We start from the raw sequence: 14,637 nt of genomic DNA on the forward strand, positions 1-14,637 counted from the left end.
CAACAATTAATAACTAATTATTATGAACAAATCAGAATTAATCGATGCTATCGCTGCTGATGCAGGAATTACAAAAGCTGCTGCAAAATTAGCTTTAGAATCATTTTTAGGAAACGTAGGTGCTACTTTGAAAAAAGGAGGAAGAGTATCATTGGTAGGTTTCGGATCTTGGTCAGTATCTGCCAGAGCTGCTAGAGATGGTAGAAACCCTCAAACAGGAAAAACTATTCAGATTGCTGCTAAAAACGTAGTGAAATTTAAAGCTGGTGCTGAATTAGAAGGTGCAGTGAACTAAGTAAGAAAGTTCTCTAAACTTATAATATAATTAAAACCCTCCTTAAAAGAGGGTTTTTTTGTACGGTTTAACGATTTTATTTGGGTTTTTAAATATTTTATTACTAAATTTAATAAAAATTGTAGCCGTATGATTTCAGAAAAATTAAAAAAAGGACACCTGCTTATTGCCGAGCCTTCTATAATTGGAGATTTATCTTTTAATAGATCGGTAATTTTACTAGCAGACCACAACAAAGAAGGATCAATTGGTTTTATCATTAATAAGCCGTTAAAATACACTATTAGTGACTTAATTCCTGAAATTGATGCAAATTTCAAAATATACAATGGAGGACCTGTAGAACAGGATAATCTCTATTTCATTCACAATATTCCTGATTTAATTCCAAACAGCGTTGAGATTTCTAATGGGATCTATTGGGGAGGTGATTTTGAATCGACTAAAGACCTAATAAATGAAGGATCTATTCACAAAAATAATATTCGTTTTTTCTTAGGATATACAGGTTGGGATGAAAATCAGCTTGAGAGTGAAATGCAGGGAAATTCCTGGATTATAACCGATAATAGTTATAAAAACAAAATTATCGGAAAATCCACCACTCATTTTTGGAAAGAGCAGATTATTGAGCTTGGAGGTGATTATCTTATTTGGTCAAATGCACCTGAGAATCCGTATCTGAATTAATTTTCAGAAATGGATTCATTTAGCTTTTGTACTAATATATGAGCAAGATTGTCTATAAAGTCTTTTTTTCGGTATTTTGTTATCGACTGTATCCCTGTGATTACATTTGTTAGAAATAATTCGTCTGCTTTTTGAAGATCAAATGGCGAAATTATTTCTTCATAAACTTCTATGCCTTCGACTTTTTTTGCCAATGCTAAAATTTGTTTTCGCATTACACCATTTAAACAACCTTCAGAAACTGGCGGAGTAGTTAGTTTTTTACCCATAACCATAAATAAATTCCCTTGTAATACCTCAACGACATTCTTTGTATCATTCAGTAAAATACAATTTTCCAAACCATTTTCGTGAGCAAAAATACTTGCGGTAACATTGATTAGTTTATTAGTTGTTTTAATCGACGATAATAACTGTTTCGCTACATAGAAGTCTTTGTACAAGTCTACTTCATATTTAGCCTTATTTAAAGCATAAGAAGCATTATCTATAGGTGTAGCATGGATTAAATAAGAGACTTCATTTGTTTTTGGCAAATATAATCCCCCATTATTTCTAAAAACAGTTATTCTGGCTCTGGCTGAAGCCGAAATTCCTTTTTCATTAACCAATTTTAAAACCTGTCCTTCAAAATATTCCATTGTAAAGTTCATTGGAATTTCCATACGTACGACACGCATAGAAGCCATTAACCTGAAATAATGATCCTCAAGAAACAATATTTTGCTGTTAACTATTTTTAGTGTCTCAAAAACACCATCACCATACAAAAAAGCACGATTTTGAGTTAATATATTTTCTTCCTGTGCAATGTTTCCGTTAAAATTGATCATAAAAAAGCCCCGAATTTTGTTCAGGGCAAATATAAGGCATAAAATAGACTTTTACTAAACAGAACCTATAAGATGTTTCAGATCTGAGATCTGATTCTCCCACAATTGTTTAGCTTCTCCTACTTCTTCTTTTTCTGCGAAATCAATTACCATCAATGACACATCTTTGGTTAACTCATCTACCAATATATGCAGCTCAAAGAAATATTCAGTGTCTTTACTTGCATCATCAACCCACTTAAATTTTACTTTTTCTCCTGTTTTTTTAGAAGCGAGACGAGCTTTTTCCTGCGAATCATTCCAAATAAAAGTAAAGAATTCACCTCTTGAATTTACATTGTCTGCAAACCATTCTGACAGACCAGAGGGCGTTGATATATATTGATACAATAATTGCGGTGAAGAATTGATCGGAAACTCGATTTCGTAACGTATTTTTGAATCCATGTGCCAGATTTAATTTTTTGGAAATATAAGAATATCTGTTCAAAAAAAAAGGTTTTTTAAAAATATTTTTTTTTCTTCATTTTATGCTTGTCAGCTTTAATATAATTTTTATATTTGCACCCGCAATGAGGAACTCGATTCACTTGCAATCTTGGCGAGGTAGCTCAGTTGGTTAGAGCGCAGGATTCATAACCCTGAGGTCACGGGTTCAACTCCCGTCCTCGCTACTTGACGGGATAAAGAAGGTAAATCTTTCTTTATCCCTTTTTTATTTTCAAATAAAGTACTGTTAATCAGATATAGGATCAATACGAAAACCTGAGGAGCAGTAAAAATTAAGCATAAATATTAGTTAGTCTAAAAAGGAAGTATTCTATATTTCTAACACCTCTGAATTTTGATCTGAATGCTTTTACTTTTGGAGGGATGAATCGGAGGAATGAAATTAACGAAAAATCTGAATTTCTAAAGCTCCTTTATCAATTGCAGTCATAATTCATAATTGTTGGGTTTATATAATGTCTTTCCAGAAATCAATGCGTTGAATGTGACAACAAAGTACCATATATTAATTCATTACATTATTAATTCAGCTTATATATGTTTTATTAAATTATTCCAAATAACATTTTTTTTCATTTTTAACTCCTTTTCTATAATCTAAAAATGCTTTTGACATATCATTCATTATTATTATAGTCAAAACAATTCTTTCAGGAAAAAATATAGGAAGTAAATTCATACATTTAAGTTAAGATGTTTTTGTTTCAACAGTCAAGAAGCTTTATTACGAATAAAAAACGATACCATATTCTTTTTTTAATCGCTTTCATCTGATTTAATACAAGCCGTTAAAAAACTTAACATACTTTTAAATAACTTAAGTATAAAAACCGCCTCAAATTATAGTATGAGACGGCTTTAAATGATTTTTCATTTCTACAAGTACTAACTCAAATTTTAAAAAAAATAAATTTTAATGAAAAACCACTATGGCATAAGTATTTAGTCTGACAAATTAGTCTGTTTTAGACTTCATGACAACTTCGATTGTTTTAGGCTGGGCAAAAAAATGTTGGACAAAAATTTAAATATCTTCCGGAGTAATTTCTGCTACTGTTTTTCATACATTGCATCATTTATAAATCCTTCATCATACAAAATCATACCACTCAAATTACCAATCCAAAAAACTATTAGTAACTACTTTCTTGATTGATTCAATTTCATCACTACTAACACGTTGTTTGTAAATAATATCAATTTACTAATTTCCTTCTTTTTTTGAATTTTAACACAATAACGTTCCGCTGGATATTGAGGTATTTTAATAGCCGAAAAAGTTTAATTATCTTCTGTTCCACTTTGTTCCTTTTTTCTCGAGCATACCGATCATTTCTTTTTCCTTCAAAGTTTTTCGTACCATTAAAAGCCATATGCTTCAGAAAATGCGCTGATCCGTTTGATCGTCGTTTTCCAGAATAGCACCTGCATTTTGAGCGAAATAAAAACAGACACGATCTTTTGACTATTCATTATGAAGCACATAATACTTCATTCCATTTTTTAAGTTTTCCCGATACCACATTTCCGTCAAGCGGAATCGTTGTTGAAAATTGACCGTAACTTTCAACAACGAAGCGCAAAAGTGCCATGGGAATATATTTTTGACTGAAATAATTTCATGGAGTTTTTAGTTTTTCAGGACTATCATTTGAAATTATTAATCCCTTCTTTTAGCCAATTTGTATAAAACTCAATATCCGGATTATAGGCTGTTGGCTGATTTAGATTATCACCGTTATGATCTATTAAAACATAATAAGGCTGTGCATTAGTTTTGTATTTCAGAATTTGAAATTCGCTCCATTTTTGACCTGTATATTTTAATTTTTTACCAGTTAATTTTGACACAATCTGTTCCTTTTCTGCCAGTGGTCTTTTATCGTCAACATACAGTGAGATTACAACTACATCATTTTTTAACTGTGATAAAACTTTTGGATCCGGCCAGACGCGTTCTTCCATTTTACGGCAGTTTACACAGGCATATCCTGTAAAGTCAATCATTACGGGTTTGTTTATTTTTTTGGCGTAAGTTAAGCCCTGTTCATAATCATGAAAAGTTGGAATTCCGTTTGGCCCTTCCTCAGCACCTTCAGGTAAAGAAGCTTTTACTGTGTTTAGCGTTACTGCATTTCCAAAACCATTTGGTGATTCACTGTATTGTTTTGCCGGTGGAAATCCGCTGATGTACTGTAACGGCGCTCCCCATAGTCCTGGAATCATGTAAATTACAAAGGACAATACTATAATTCCTAAGCTTAATCTTCCCACAGAAATATGACTTACCGGCGTATCGTGTGATAATTGAATTTTACCAAATAAATACAGCGCAAGCACAGAGAAAATTGCAATCCAAAGTGCCAAAAACACTTCTCTTTCTAATAAATGTAATTGTAAAACGAGATCGGCATTACTCAAGAACTTTAAAGCCAAAGCCAGCTCCAGAAATCCTAAAACCACTTTTACCGAATTTAACCAGCCACCTGATTTTGGCAGTGAATTCATCCAACCCGGAAATGCCGCAAAAAGAGCAAATGGCAATGCAATTGCTAATGAAAAACCAAGCATTCCGACAATTGGTGCAATTCCCGCCTGACTTGCTGCCTGTACTAGTAATGTTCCGACAATTGGTCCCGTACATGAAAATGAAACTACAGCTAATGCCAATGCCATAAAGAAAATACCAACAGCACCGCCAATTTCTGATTTCTGGTCGATTTTTGTCAGCCATGAACTTGGCAGTACAATTTCGAAAGCTCCTAAAAATGACAACGCAAAAACCAGTAAGAGAAGAAAGAAAACTATATTAAAAACAACATTTGTAGCTAAAGCATTCAAGGCATCTGCACCAAAAACAGCTGTAACCAGACTTCCCAAAATCACATAAATCACGATAATAAAAATACCATACATCACTGCGTTTTTAATCCCTGCAGCCTTGTTTTTACTTTGTTTGGTAAAGAAACTAACTGTCATTGGAATCATTGGAAATACACAGGGCGTTAACAAAGCAGCAAGACCGCCTAAAAAGCTCAGGAAAAATAATGTCCATAAGCTTTCTTCTGGAGTTGTTTTTTCTGTTGAAGCTTTTTCAGCCGCATTATTTACGTTTTCAGAAATGTCTTTGCCGGCAGTAGAAACAGAATCTGTTGTGTTGTTTGTGGTATCCTGTTTAGCTGCAGATTCGTCTTTTGCAGACAAGTCAGTATTTTTTTGAGCTGTAATTACCTCTGAAGTTTCTTGGTTTTGAACCGGCAGATCTGATTTTTTGAATGTGAATTTTACTTCTTTATCTGTTGGCGGCAGACAACTGTTATCATTGCAGACCATAAAAAATATGCTGGCATTAACAGTAAAAGCATCTGTAGATTTTCGTTCTATATTTTGTGTAAAAACTGCTTTATCTGCAAAATATTTAATCCTCATTTGAAAAACCGGATCATCTACTTCATGTCCCTCTGGTTCACTAACCCCTCCTATTGTTTTGTAATTTTTCGATTTAGGAAAAGTGAAAGCTGTAGGTGCCGGTCCGCCTTTTGGTACATTTTGCGAATAGATATGCCAGCCAGTATCTATTTTGGCTGTTATGGTCAGGGCATATTTGTTATCTCCTAACTCTTTCACCGAAGATATAAAAGAAACGGGGTCGTAAATTTGGGCAGTAACGCTGTTTATCGTAAAGAGAAATACGATAAAAAGAAATATTTTTTTCATTTTATTGGAATTTAAAAATTGCCTTTTTAAGCTTTCAAATCCTCTCCACCATTATCAAAGTTGAGCCCTGACAATGGTAAGGAACATGTTTTCAGATTGTTATTTTTTATACCTGTCCAGAATCCACTTCGAGATATCATGCAGTACTTCTGGGGCAAAAACTTCATCAATTTCCTTACTCTCACTCTGCTTACAGGTTATGCAGTGCTGATACATATGATTTAGATTTGGATAGATTTTGGTTGTGACATCAGAACTTTTGAGGTATTTTTTAAAACTTTGCAGGTTTTCCTGTGCCGGAACCTGAATGTCTTTGTCTCCGTTTACAGCTAAAACTGGAACTTCAATTTTTGGCAAAAAACCCTTTGGATCGTAATGAATCGAGTAACGGTACCATCTTCGTTCTGCATCTTTACCGTAACGGTATATAAAATCTTTTTCGCGTCCGCCCCACATATGAATCTCTTTTAGAGTAGTCGAATCCTGTGTTTTGAGCCACTGGTCCAGCTTTAGCTGCAGCACCGGTGTTACAGAATCTGTTGGTTTTGTATCATAAACAGCTTTAAACATGATGTTGTACATTTCCATTTGTTTACTGACCACTTTGTCTGAAAAACCATAATTTTTGAGAATTGCCGTGTTTTGCAGGTTAAGCATTTCAAGCCCGCTTACGGCAACACCTGATAAACTTACCATAAACTTTACATTTTTATTTCTGGCACTCACAATGGAGGCAATCATGCCGCCTTCGCTATGTCCGATTAAGCCAATATGAGAAGCATCAATATTTTTATCACTTTTTAAGTATGCAATCTGCGCATCAACATCATCGGCAAAATCTCCTGTTGTAGCATTTTTAAAGTCTCCGGATGTTTTACCAATTCCTCTGTCATCAACACGCAGAGAAGCAATTCCTTTTCGGGCGAGTTCATCAGCCAGAACTGTAAAAAATTCCCTGCCCATATAGGTGTAGTTGCGGTCATGCTGTCCAGTTCCGGAAATTAAAATCGCCAGAGGATACTTCTTTTTATCCTGCGGAATCGTTAAGGTTGCCCCATAGGTTAGTTTGGTGCTTTTTCCCAGAAAAGTCATATCAATAACCTGATACGGATATGGTTTTTTAGGATGCTGCGCAAAATACAACGGCTGTATTTCTTTTTCCTTGTTTAAAACAACCGCTGTATTTGGAATGGAGTAATAATTAAAAATTCCTGAAATGGCATTTTGATCAGAATTGAATTTTCCTTTAAAAGAAAAACCATACATTTCATTTTTAAAAGATATGCTATCCCCTTTTATTACAGTAACCACTTTCTTGTTGATATCTAATTCTGGAATACTGACACTCAGCGAATCTGTCCTGTAGCTGTCCATATTTCCTGATAAAATAATACGGTACGAATGATGCTGGCCTTGCCAGATAGTTTGTGCAAAACTATACTGGCTGGTTATCATCAAGAAAAGTAACGATCTTAAAAGAAGGTTTGCTTTCTTTAAATTAGATAATACTTTCATTATTTTTTCTCAGACTTTAGGTATTCAACAATAATTGAAATTTCATCTACCAATTCGCTTGGACTCCCAAAATAACCGTTTGACTTCCAGCGTAATTTTCCATCAGCATCAATGATCATTTTCTCTGGAATACCAGAAAATTGGAACGCTTTCGAGTACTGCTCATATACTAAATCTAACTTTCCTGTTTTAGGATTTTTGCCATCATACAGCACGTTAAAATCAAATCCTTTTTCTTTGATAAATGCCTGGGTCTGCTCTTTAAAATCTTTGATGTATTCCTGAGTATCTACAAAATAGAATTTTACATTCGCATCTTTTTTGTATTTCTCAACTGCCATCTGCATTCCCGGCATGGCATTTTTACATGGTCCGCACCACATTGCCCAGAAATCAAGTACTACAATTTTTCCTTTTTGATCAGCTAGTTTTACTCTGCCGCCTTTACTGCTTTCTAAATCAAAACCTGCAATTGGAAGGTTTATCAATTCTGAAATTACTTTCTTTTTATGTTCTTCGATATTGCTTAAAGATTTTAAAGATTCTACGTAAGCCTCAAATCCTGCAGCCGCCCCGCCTTCTTTTAGGTAAATTTCTTTTAAGGAAGCCAGCATCTGCGGTGTTACCTGATTTTGTTTTACGGCAAGTGCCATATAATTTTTAGCATCGGCTGTTTGTCCTTTTCTCAACAGCATTCTGGTATAAACCTCATTGTATACAGCATCATTATAACCGTATAAGGGTTTAATTTTTTCCATATACTTTTCTTCTGTATCATATTTTTTTGTGCTTTCAGCCAATTTAGCATACGTAAAATATTCTCTTGCCATCATTTGTAAAGCCTGCTCCTGCCATTCTTTTAGTGATAATTTTCCGGCATACATTTTTGGAACATAGGTTAATCTGTATTCCATTTCTCCCATAAATACATCAGCATATTTTTTTAAAGTTTCTATAGAAGCTTTTTCGATTCCTTCATGATCTCTGTCAAAAGGAATAGAAACTAAATGCCAGTGATAGTCCAATAAGTTTGTAAAAGAAACTGATTTTACACTGTTAAGAGCATAATTATAATCTTTATTATTTACGATATAGCCGTAAACGATTGCTTTAATCATTTTATCATAATACAAACTTTCTACATCAGTATAAACATCTTCAAATTTGTTTTGCGGAAAGTTTTTATTGAATTCAGCATATGATTTTACTTTTTTAGAAAAATCAGGCTCCTTAAATATTTCCTGAATTTGTTTATCTCTGGCTAAAACCCCAAAAGGATATTTCGTTACTAAAACCTTTTGAACAGAATCTGTAAATACTTTGTTTGTCGAATTATCTAATAAATACAACGTCTTTTGAATATCATGTTGTGTTGTATTATCTAGGTTCTTTTCAGCCAATATGCCTCGTAATTCTTTTTTGATTGATGCAGACTGATCGATACCCGTTGAAAGCTGTTTTAATTTTAGTCCGTAGTAAAAAACTTTTTTGCGGCTTTCGGGATGGTATTGCAATTCATAGTTTATCCACATCAATCCAACCTGATCCGCAATGTATGCACTGTCGCTCACCACATTTGGAACTTCATTTTGAAACGCTTTGCTTCTTAAAATCCCCCAGCCTGTATAGGCTCCCGGAACCTGTGCAAACATATAAGCATTTGGCATTCTTTCCCCTCTGTCTACTAGGGTATCCGATTTAAAAACACAGTTAATAAACGAAGCATGATCTGAAAGTTTCATTTTAGCTTCCCATTTTTTATCTCCAGCTGCTTTTAAAGTGACATCGTTAGCAATCCATTTAAAATTATCATACGTATATACTACTCCGTTTACATACATAGCATTGGCTAATGGGCCGTTTGCAGCATTATAAGTTATGGTAATTTCATCACCCGGGTTCGGATGTTCAGGAGAAAGCACAATTTTTTGCATTGGTGCTGCATCCTGAGCTAATAAACCTGTTGTGATACTTAGAAAAAATAGTACCAGTTTTAACTTTTTCATTTTCTTTTTTTTGAATTTAGTGCACCCGAAAAATTCGAGTGCACATTTTTAATTAACTTAATTATGGATTCTGTTGTAAGTTTGGTGCATATTCAAAATAAATTGGGGCAAAAGGCATTTGATAACGATCACTATTTGGGGCAAGTGTAAACGTCTGTCCGGCAAAATCATGGGTAATGGTTTTGGCAAATTCAGGTTCTTTATTTAAACGTTTCAAATCAAACCATCTAAAACCTCCTGTTCCCATTAACTCTCTTCTTCTTTCTGCTAAAACTTTAATTAAAGCGTCTTTATTATCTGTTGCAGTCATGGCAACATATTGTCCGGCTCTGAATCTTTTTTGTCTTAATTTATTTATTTCGTCCATGGCTAATGCACCAGAACCTGCTCTTGCCAGACATTCTGCTTTGATCAGCATCATTTCAGGTACAGTTGGCCCTGCGTTTCTGCTTTCTCCCGTTAAGCCTTCTTTAGAATACGTTCTTCCTAAAGTATATTCCGAATTAAAACTGCTTGATGGCTTTGTAAACAATACGTAGCGTAAATCACTGGTATCAAACGAATTGATCAATTCATTGCTTAACGATAATATTTGCGGTGCATACGAGTAACTGTTGTATCCATTCCATTTGGACAACATCAATTCTTTATCCAGTTTTCTTGAAGGGTAAGCCGCAAATTCATAATCTGTCAGATTGTTAAGTGTACTTTGTAATGCCAGTGCTTTTTCGGCATTTTCTAAAGCCAGCGGATAATTGCGCATATACAAATAGGTTCTCGCCAAAAGTGCATAGGCCGCTGCTCTGGATGGAAATGCCACATTGTTACCCGAATTTACAGGCTTTAATCCTGAATTTACTGCATCATTAAGATCGCTAAGAATTACATTATAAGCGTCTTGTACAGAACTTCTTTTAATGTCATCCGAAACAGTTGGTGTTGTAAAAAGAACAATTCCAAGATCTGTGGCCGAAGTATTGGCATCATACGCTTTTCCGAAAGCATTAACCAGAGTAAGGAAAATAAAGGCACGGTGTACTTCTGCTTCGCCTTTTATGGCAGCTTTTTCGGCTTCCGTTCCATTTTTACTTTTCATTACTTCATTGATCACTATATTAACAGTGTATAATGCATTATAAAGATTACTCATATCATTATCCGTCTCGCCGTCAAAATAGACAACATCAGACCATTTATACAAATTTCTAAAAGGGCGAAGGTAATCTGCTGCCGCTAATGCTGTTGTCTGAGCTGCATTTTGAAAACTGATATCATCTGATGGTATATCTACATTACCATAAGTTTTATCTAATGTATATGTATCGTTTAGAAGATATCTGTAATTTGAGGTCTCTTCAGGTATTAGCTTCCCTTCTGTTTTGATATCCACATAATTATCACAGCTTAAAACAAGAACTCCTGCTGCAGCAATTGCAATATATTTTAAATATTTTTTCATCTTTAAAAAATTAAAAATTAACATTAAAACCAATTGAATACATTGCCATTGCAGGCAGTTTCATATTAGTTCCTGTGTAAGGTAAAAAGTCAGGATCTAAGCCATCTTTATTTTTTCTCCAGAAGAAACCAAGATTTCTGGCAGTAAACGTTAAAGAAGCACCTCTTACAAATCCTCTGTTAATAAGATTTGTCAAATCATATTTTAATGAAAGTTCTCTGAAGCGAATATGATCTCCTTCTATAATTCTATCATCTCCATAAATATATCTTACATAACTTAATCCTGTTGAACCCTGAATTCCTGGTACAGAAGTATTCGCCTCATCACCCGGATTTCTCCATCTTTGATCGATATCTGTATTTAAATCATATTGACTAAATCTTCCTTGTCTGTTAACGTAACCTCCATAAGTTGGCTTAAATAATACATAATCAAACTTGTAAGTTGCTAAAATGTACAATGACAATTTTTTATAAGTGAAAGTCTGGCTGAAACTTCCGTAATACGAAGGAATATTGGTTCCCATGTACTTCATGTCTGCAATATCTTTTAGAGATGTAAAAGAATTTACGATATTACCGTCCTTATCATATACCTGAGTTCTTCCGGTTGCGTCTAATCCTGCTGATCTAAAAGCAAAAATACTGTTAAGCGGGTAGCCTTCAACAGGCGGAGTTGTTCCAGAGCCATTTAAATACTGGCTGTAATTTTGGAAACGAGAATCCGTAACATCTGTCTTATTGAAAGAAACTACAAGAGCCGAATCCCATGAAAAATCTTTCGCTTTAAGAATGGTTCCGGTTAAACTTAAATCGATTCCGTGCCCAGCTAAAGTTGCTGCATTTTGTACCAATGAATTGTTTGACACTCCGTAAAATGGTGAAACAGGAAACTCTACAATTAAATCTTTGCTGTCTTTTTTATAATATTCTATTGTACCGTTTAATCTGCTGTTTAAGATCGAGAAATCAATTCCAAAGTTTAAAATCCCTGTTTTCTCCCAGCGTAAATTTGGATTTGCAGGCTGTGAGATAAAAGCATAAGGCTGCTGCGAAAAAGTATCTAAATCACTTATACTAATATTTGTAAAAGGAAAAACCTCTAAGTTGATGTTTCCGTTAAATCCGTAACTCGCTCTGAAAGCTAAATTATTAACTAAGTTGACGTCTTTAAGAAAAGATTCGTCTTTAATATTCCACTTTGCACCTGTAGACCATAATGGTGTTCTTCTTAATTTTTTATCTACACCAAAATTGTTATAGTCGTCTAATCTTGCGCTTCCTGTAATTGTATATCTATTTTTGAAAGTATAACCTGCATTAGCATAATAAGATAAAAACCTTCTGTGGAAATCTTTATGCACATTACCATTACTTATAGGATAATTATATCCGTTAACATCTACATAATTTTTTGACGGGACATCTACAGAAGTCTGCGTTTTTGAGTTGTAGCCGTAAAGTGTTCTCGAATCCTGAGTGTCTCCAGTTTCTCTGGCCTCAATACCTCCCATAGCATTAATCAAATGATCTTCTCCAATGATGCCATCATAATTTAGCTGTCCTCTCATAGTAGAACTCGTTTTTCCGTATGTATTATTTTGAAAAATTCCTCCTAAAGGAATTCCGTATACTAAGTCACCATTACTGTTTATTGACGTAGCAGAATTAATCATATCACGAGCGTAATATGTATTTTCATTATACATATTGTCACTTGATGAAGTTGAAGTTTCTACAGAATACGTACCAACAGCATCTAAACCTTTTAATAAAGGAATTGTAGCAGAAACGGTAGCTCCAAAATTCTGCTCATCCATTTTTCTGTCCATATTATTTAATTCATCGATGTAATTGTACGTCCAAGGCAGATATCCTTTTTGCTCCAACGGAATTGTTTGTGCAGCATAATAACGACGGTAATAATCAACTGAATTACCATTATCTCCAACGATTTGATCGTAAGGCAATAAAGTTGTTGCTGAGGTTCCTAATGGAGAAAGTCCTAGACCATTATCATTGTATTTAAAAATCGATCCTCTTAAGCTTGTCGTCATTTTTACATAATTAAAAAGCTTAAAATCCTGATTAGATAGCAAAGTCAAACGCTGTCCGCTATTTCCTTTTGCCTGTGTTTCTTCTTTAGAATACGAACCTGACATGAAATAAGAATAATTATTCTCTGCTCCGCTAAAAGACAAATCATAATTCTGGCTTGTTGCAGCTTGCAGTAAATACTGCTCTGTCTGGCCGTAAGTATTACGACTACGTAAAACATCTAACCCGGCATCTCTTTGAGCCTGTGTTATCTGCCCGCGTTTGTACTGAAACATCAGGTCCATTCCCTGGCTGACTGGCGTAGTCAGCATGTAGGTGACACTTGCCGGATCTGTAACCAGGTTTTTATCTACAAATTCCTGTTCTAAATTTAAAACCTGAGAAGAATTCATCAAGGGTAATTTTGATAAGGAAGGTTTGTTGGAGAAACTATAATTTTGAGAAAAATTAATTCTGGTTTGTCCAGATTTTCCTTTCTTGGTATTAATTACCATTACACCATTTGCTGCTCTTGCACCATAAATAGAAGCCGCAGCTGCATCTTTTAAGAAAGTAATTTTCTCTATATCATTTGGATTTATCATTCTGATGTCCAATTCTGTAGGTGTTCCGTCAAGTACAACTAATGGCATTGCATTGGATGTAGGCGATACAGTAGATTTTCCTCTAATGGTAACATTATAACTCCCTTTTCCCTGATTACTGCCAAATTTATTTTGATAAACAAAAGTATTATCAGAATCCTGAATATCCAGCTGCAGACCGGCAACCTGACCTTCAAGTCTGTGTAATACGTTATTAACAGGAACTTTTTCTAAATCTTTTGCCGTAATTACAGTAAAAGAACCTGTAGAACGTTCTTTATCAATATTTTGATAACCTGTAGAAACGATTTTTACTTCATCCAGTTTGCTAATATCTTCCAGCATGATGGGATTGATAATCAAACTGTCCGAAACTGTAACCTCTAGTTTTTTGTAACCCATATACTCAAAAATCAGCACATCCCCTTTTTTGGCCATAATTTCGTATGAACCATCAAAATTAGTCATCGCACCATCTTTTGTGCCCTTTACCCAGATCGTTGCTCCAACTAAAAACTCCTTTTTAGAATTCGTTACAACCCCCTTAATCTTGACTTTTTCTTCCATTACAGAAACTTGGTTTGCTTTTGCTTTCGGATTTAGCGCGATAACAATCAGTTTGTTGTTTACAAATTCTGCTTTAAAATCTTCACCAATCAGCTCTTTAATTACATTTATTACATCTGCATTATTTACGGATATATTTACTCTTCTTTGAGCATTAAAAATATCATCACTGTAAAAAAACTCAACATTGGTTTTTTTGCTAATTGATTTTAAAACTGTCGAAACAGACACGTTTTTTGCAGATATAGTAACTTTTTGCGAATAGGCAAAAGCTATTATATTGAAAAAGAATATTGATAATATTAGGGATTTCTTCATAATTGAAAGAAATTTATCCCAAAGAGCGGATTTTACCCCACAATCTTTTGCGGATAGGTTTTTTTTCATACTTTTAAATGTTT

10 protein-coding genes and 1 tRNA gene are annotated in these 14,637 nt (G+C 34.3%); 3 read left to right on the plus strand and 8 right to left on the minus strand.

All coding sequences use genetic code 11. From position 1 onward, the window contains the following. Positions 1-22: 22 nt before the first annotated feature. Together ACEN2I_RS11665 and ACEN2I_RS11670 are read left to right on the plus strand one after the other, a co-directional pair. Complete coding sequence (locus ACEN2I_RS11665; protein WP_017498096.1) at positions 23-295, plus strand: HU family DNA-binding protein; 273 nt, start codon at positions 23-25, stop codon at positions 293-295. Between the two features lie 129 nt (positions 296-424). Then, entirely contained in the window at positions 425-985 is a 561-nt protein-coding gene (locus ACEN2I_RS11670; RefSeq protein ID WP_441766279.1) for a YqgE/AlgH family protein, read from the plus strand. On the opposite strand, the gene ACEN2I_RS11675 is transcribed toward ACEN2I_RS11670, so the two are convergent. Beyond that, entirely contained in the window at positions 982-1,818 is an 837-nt protein-coding gene (locus ACEN2I_RS11675; RefSeq protein ID WP_441766280.1) for an aminotransferase class IV, read from the minus strand. The genes ACEN2I_RS11670 and ACEN2I_RS11675 overlap by 4 nt on opposite strands. Before the next feature lie 54 nt (positions 1,819-1,872). Continuing rightward, positions 1,873-2,265, minus strand: coding sequence for an START-like domain-containing protein (locus tag ACEN2I_RS11680; protein WP_294929927.1), 393 nt, complete (start codon positions 2,263-2,265; stop codon positions 1,873-1,875). A 153-nt stretch (positions 2,266-2,418) separates the two neighbouring features. Here ACEN2I_RS11680 and ACEN2I_RS11685 point away from each other — a divergent pair. Continuing rightward, positions 2,419-2,492: transfer RNA gene (locus tag ACEN2I_RS11685), tRNA-Met, on the plus strand. Between the two features lie 1,032 nt (positions 2,493-3,524). Here ACEN2I_RS11685 and ACEN2I_RS11690 read toward each other — a convergent pair. The 6 genes from ACEN2I_RS11690 to ACEN2I_RS11715 all read right to left on the minus strand — a co-directional run bounded on the left by ACEN2I_RS11690 (position 3,525) and on the right by ACEN2I_RS11715 (position 14,623). Further along, entirely contained in the window at positions 3,525-3,797 is a 273-nt protein-coding gene (locus tag ACEN2I_RS11690; protein ID WP_441766373.1) for an insulinase family protein, read from the minus strand. Between the two features lie 178 nt (positions 3,798-3,975). Beyond that, positions 3,976-6,045, minus strand: a complete 2,070-nt coding sequence (locus ACEN2I_RS11695) for a cytochrome c biogenesis protein CcdA (protein ID WP_441766281.1) — start codon at positions 6,043-6,045, stop codon at positions 3,976-3,978. Between the two features lie 99 nt (positions 6,046-6,144). Further along, positions 6,145-7,560, minus strand: a complete 1,416-nt coding sequence (locus ACEN2I_RS11700) for an alpha/beta hydrolase family protein (protein WP_441766282.1) — start codon at positions 7,558-7,560, stop codon at positions 6,145-6,147. After that, complete coding sequence (locus tag ACEN2I_RS11705) at positions 7,560-9,566, minus strand: redoxin domain-containing protein (RefSeq protein WP_441766283.1); 2,007 nt, start codon at positions 9,564-9,566, stop codon at positions 7,560-7,562. The genes ACEN2I_RS11700 and ACEN2I_RS11705 overlap by 1 nt, the downstream gene beginning before the upstream one ends. A 61-nt stretch (positions 9,567-9,627) precedes the next feature. Next, entirely contained in the window at positions 9,628-11,025 is a 1,398-nt protein-coding gene (locus tag ACEN2I_RS11710; protein ID WP_441766284.1) for a RagB/SusD family nutrient uptake outer membrane protein, read from the minus strand. Between the two features lie 10 nt (positions 11,026-11,035). Beyond that, positions 11,036-14,623, minus strand: coding sequence for a SusC/RagA family TonB-linked outer membrane protein (locus ACEN2I_RS11715; protein WP_441766285.1), 3,588 nt, complete (start codon positions 14,621-14,623; stop codon positions 11,036-11,038). Positions 14,624-14,637 lie beyond the last annotated feature (14 nt).

The sequence above is a fragment of the Flavobacterium sp. W22_SRS_FK3 genome (assembly GCF_052113665.1).
Classification (GTDB): Bacteria; Bacteroidota; Bacteroidia; order Flavobacteriales; family Flavobacteriaceae; genus Flavobacterium.

Bases quoted from the DNA above. Each gene is read 5' to 3' on its own strand.
- ACEN2I_RS11665 (WP_017498096.1), top strand. From the start codon at position 23: ATGAACAAATCAGAATTAATCGATGCTATCGCTGCTGATGCAGGAATT.
- ACEN2I_RS11670 (WP_441766279.1), top strand. From the start codon at position 425: ATGATTTCAGAAAAATTAAAAAAAGGACACCTGCTTATTGCCGAGCCT.
- ACEN2I_RS11675 (WP_441766280.1), bottom strand. From the start codon at position 1,818: ATGATCAATTTTAACGGAAACATTGCACAGGAAGAAAATATATTAACT.
- ACEN2I_RS11680 (WP_294929927.1), bottom strand. From the start codon at position 2,265: ATGGATTCAAAAATACGTTACGAAATCGAGTTTCCGATCAATTCTTCA.
- ACEN2I_RS11695 (WP_441766281.1), bottom strand. From the start codon at position 6,045: ATGAAAAAAATATTTCTTTTTATCGTATTTCTCTTTACGATAAACAGC.
- ACEN2I_RS11700 (WP_441766282.1), bottom strand. From the start codon at position 7,560: ATGAAAGTATTATCTAATTTAAAGAAAGCAAACCTTCTTTTAAGATCG.
- ACEN2I_RS11705 (WP_441766283.1), bottom strand. From the start codon at position 9,566: ATGAAAAAGTTAAAACTGGTACTATTTTTTCTAAGTATCACAACAGGT.
- ACEN2I_RS11710 (WP_441766284.1), bottom strand. From the start codon at position 11,025: ATGAAAAAATATTTAAAATATATTGCAATTGCTGCAGCAGGAGTTCTT.
- ACEN2I_RS11715 (WP_441766285.1), bottom strand. From the start codon at position 14,623: ATGAAAAAAAACCTATCCGCAAAAGATTGTGGGGTAAAATCCGCTCTT.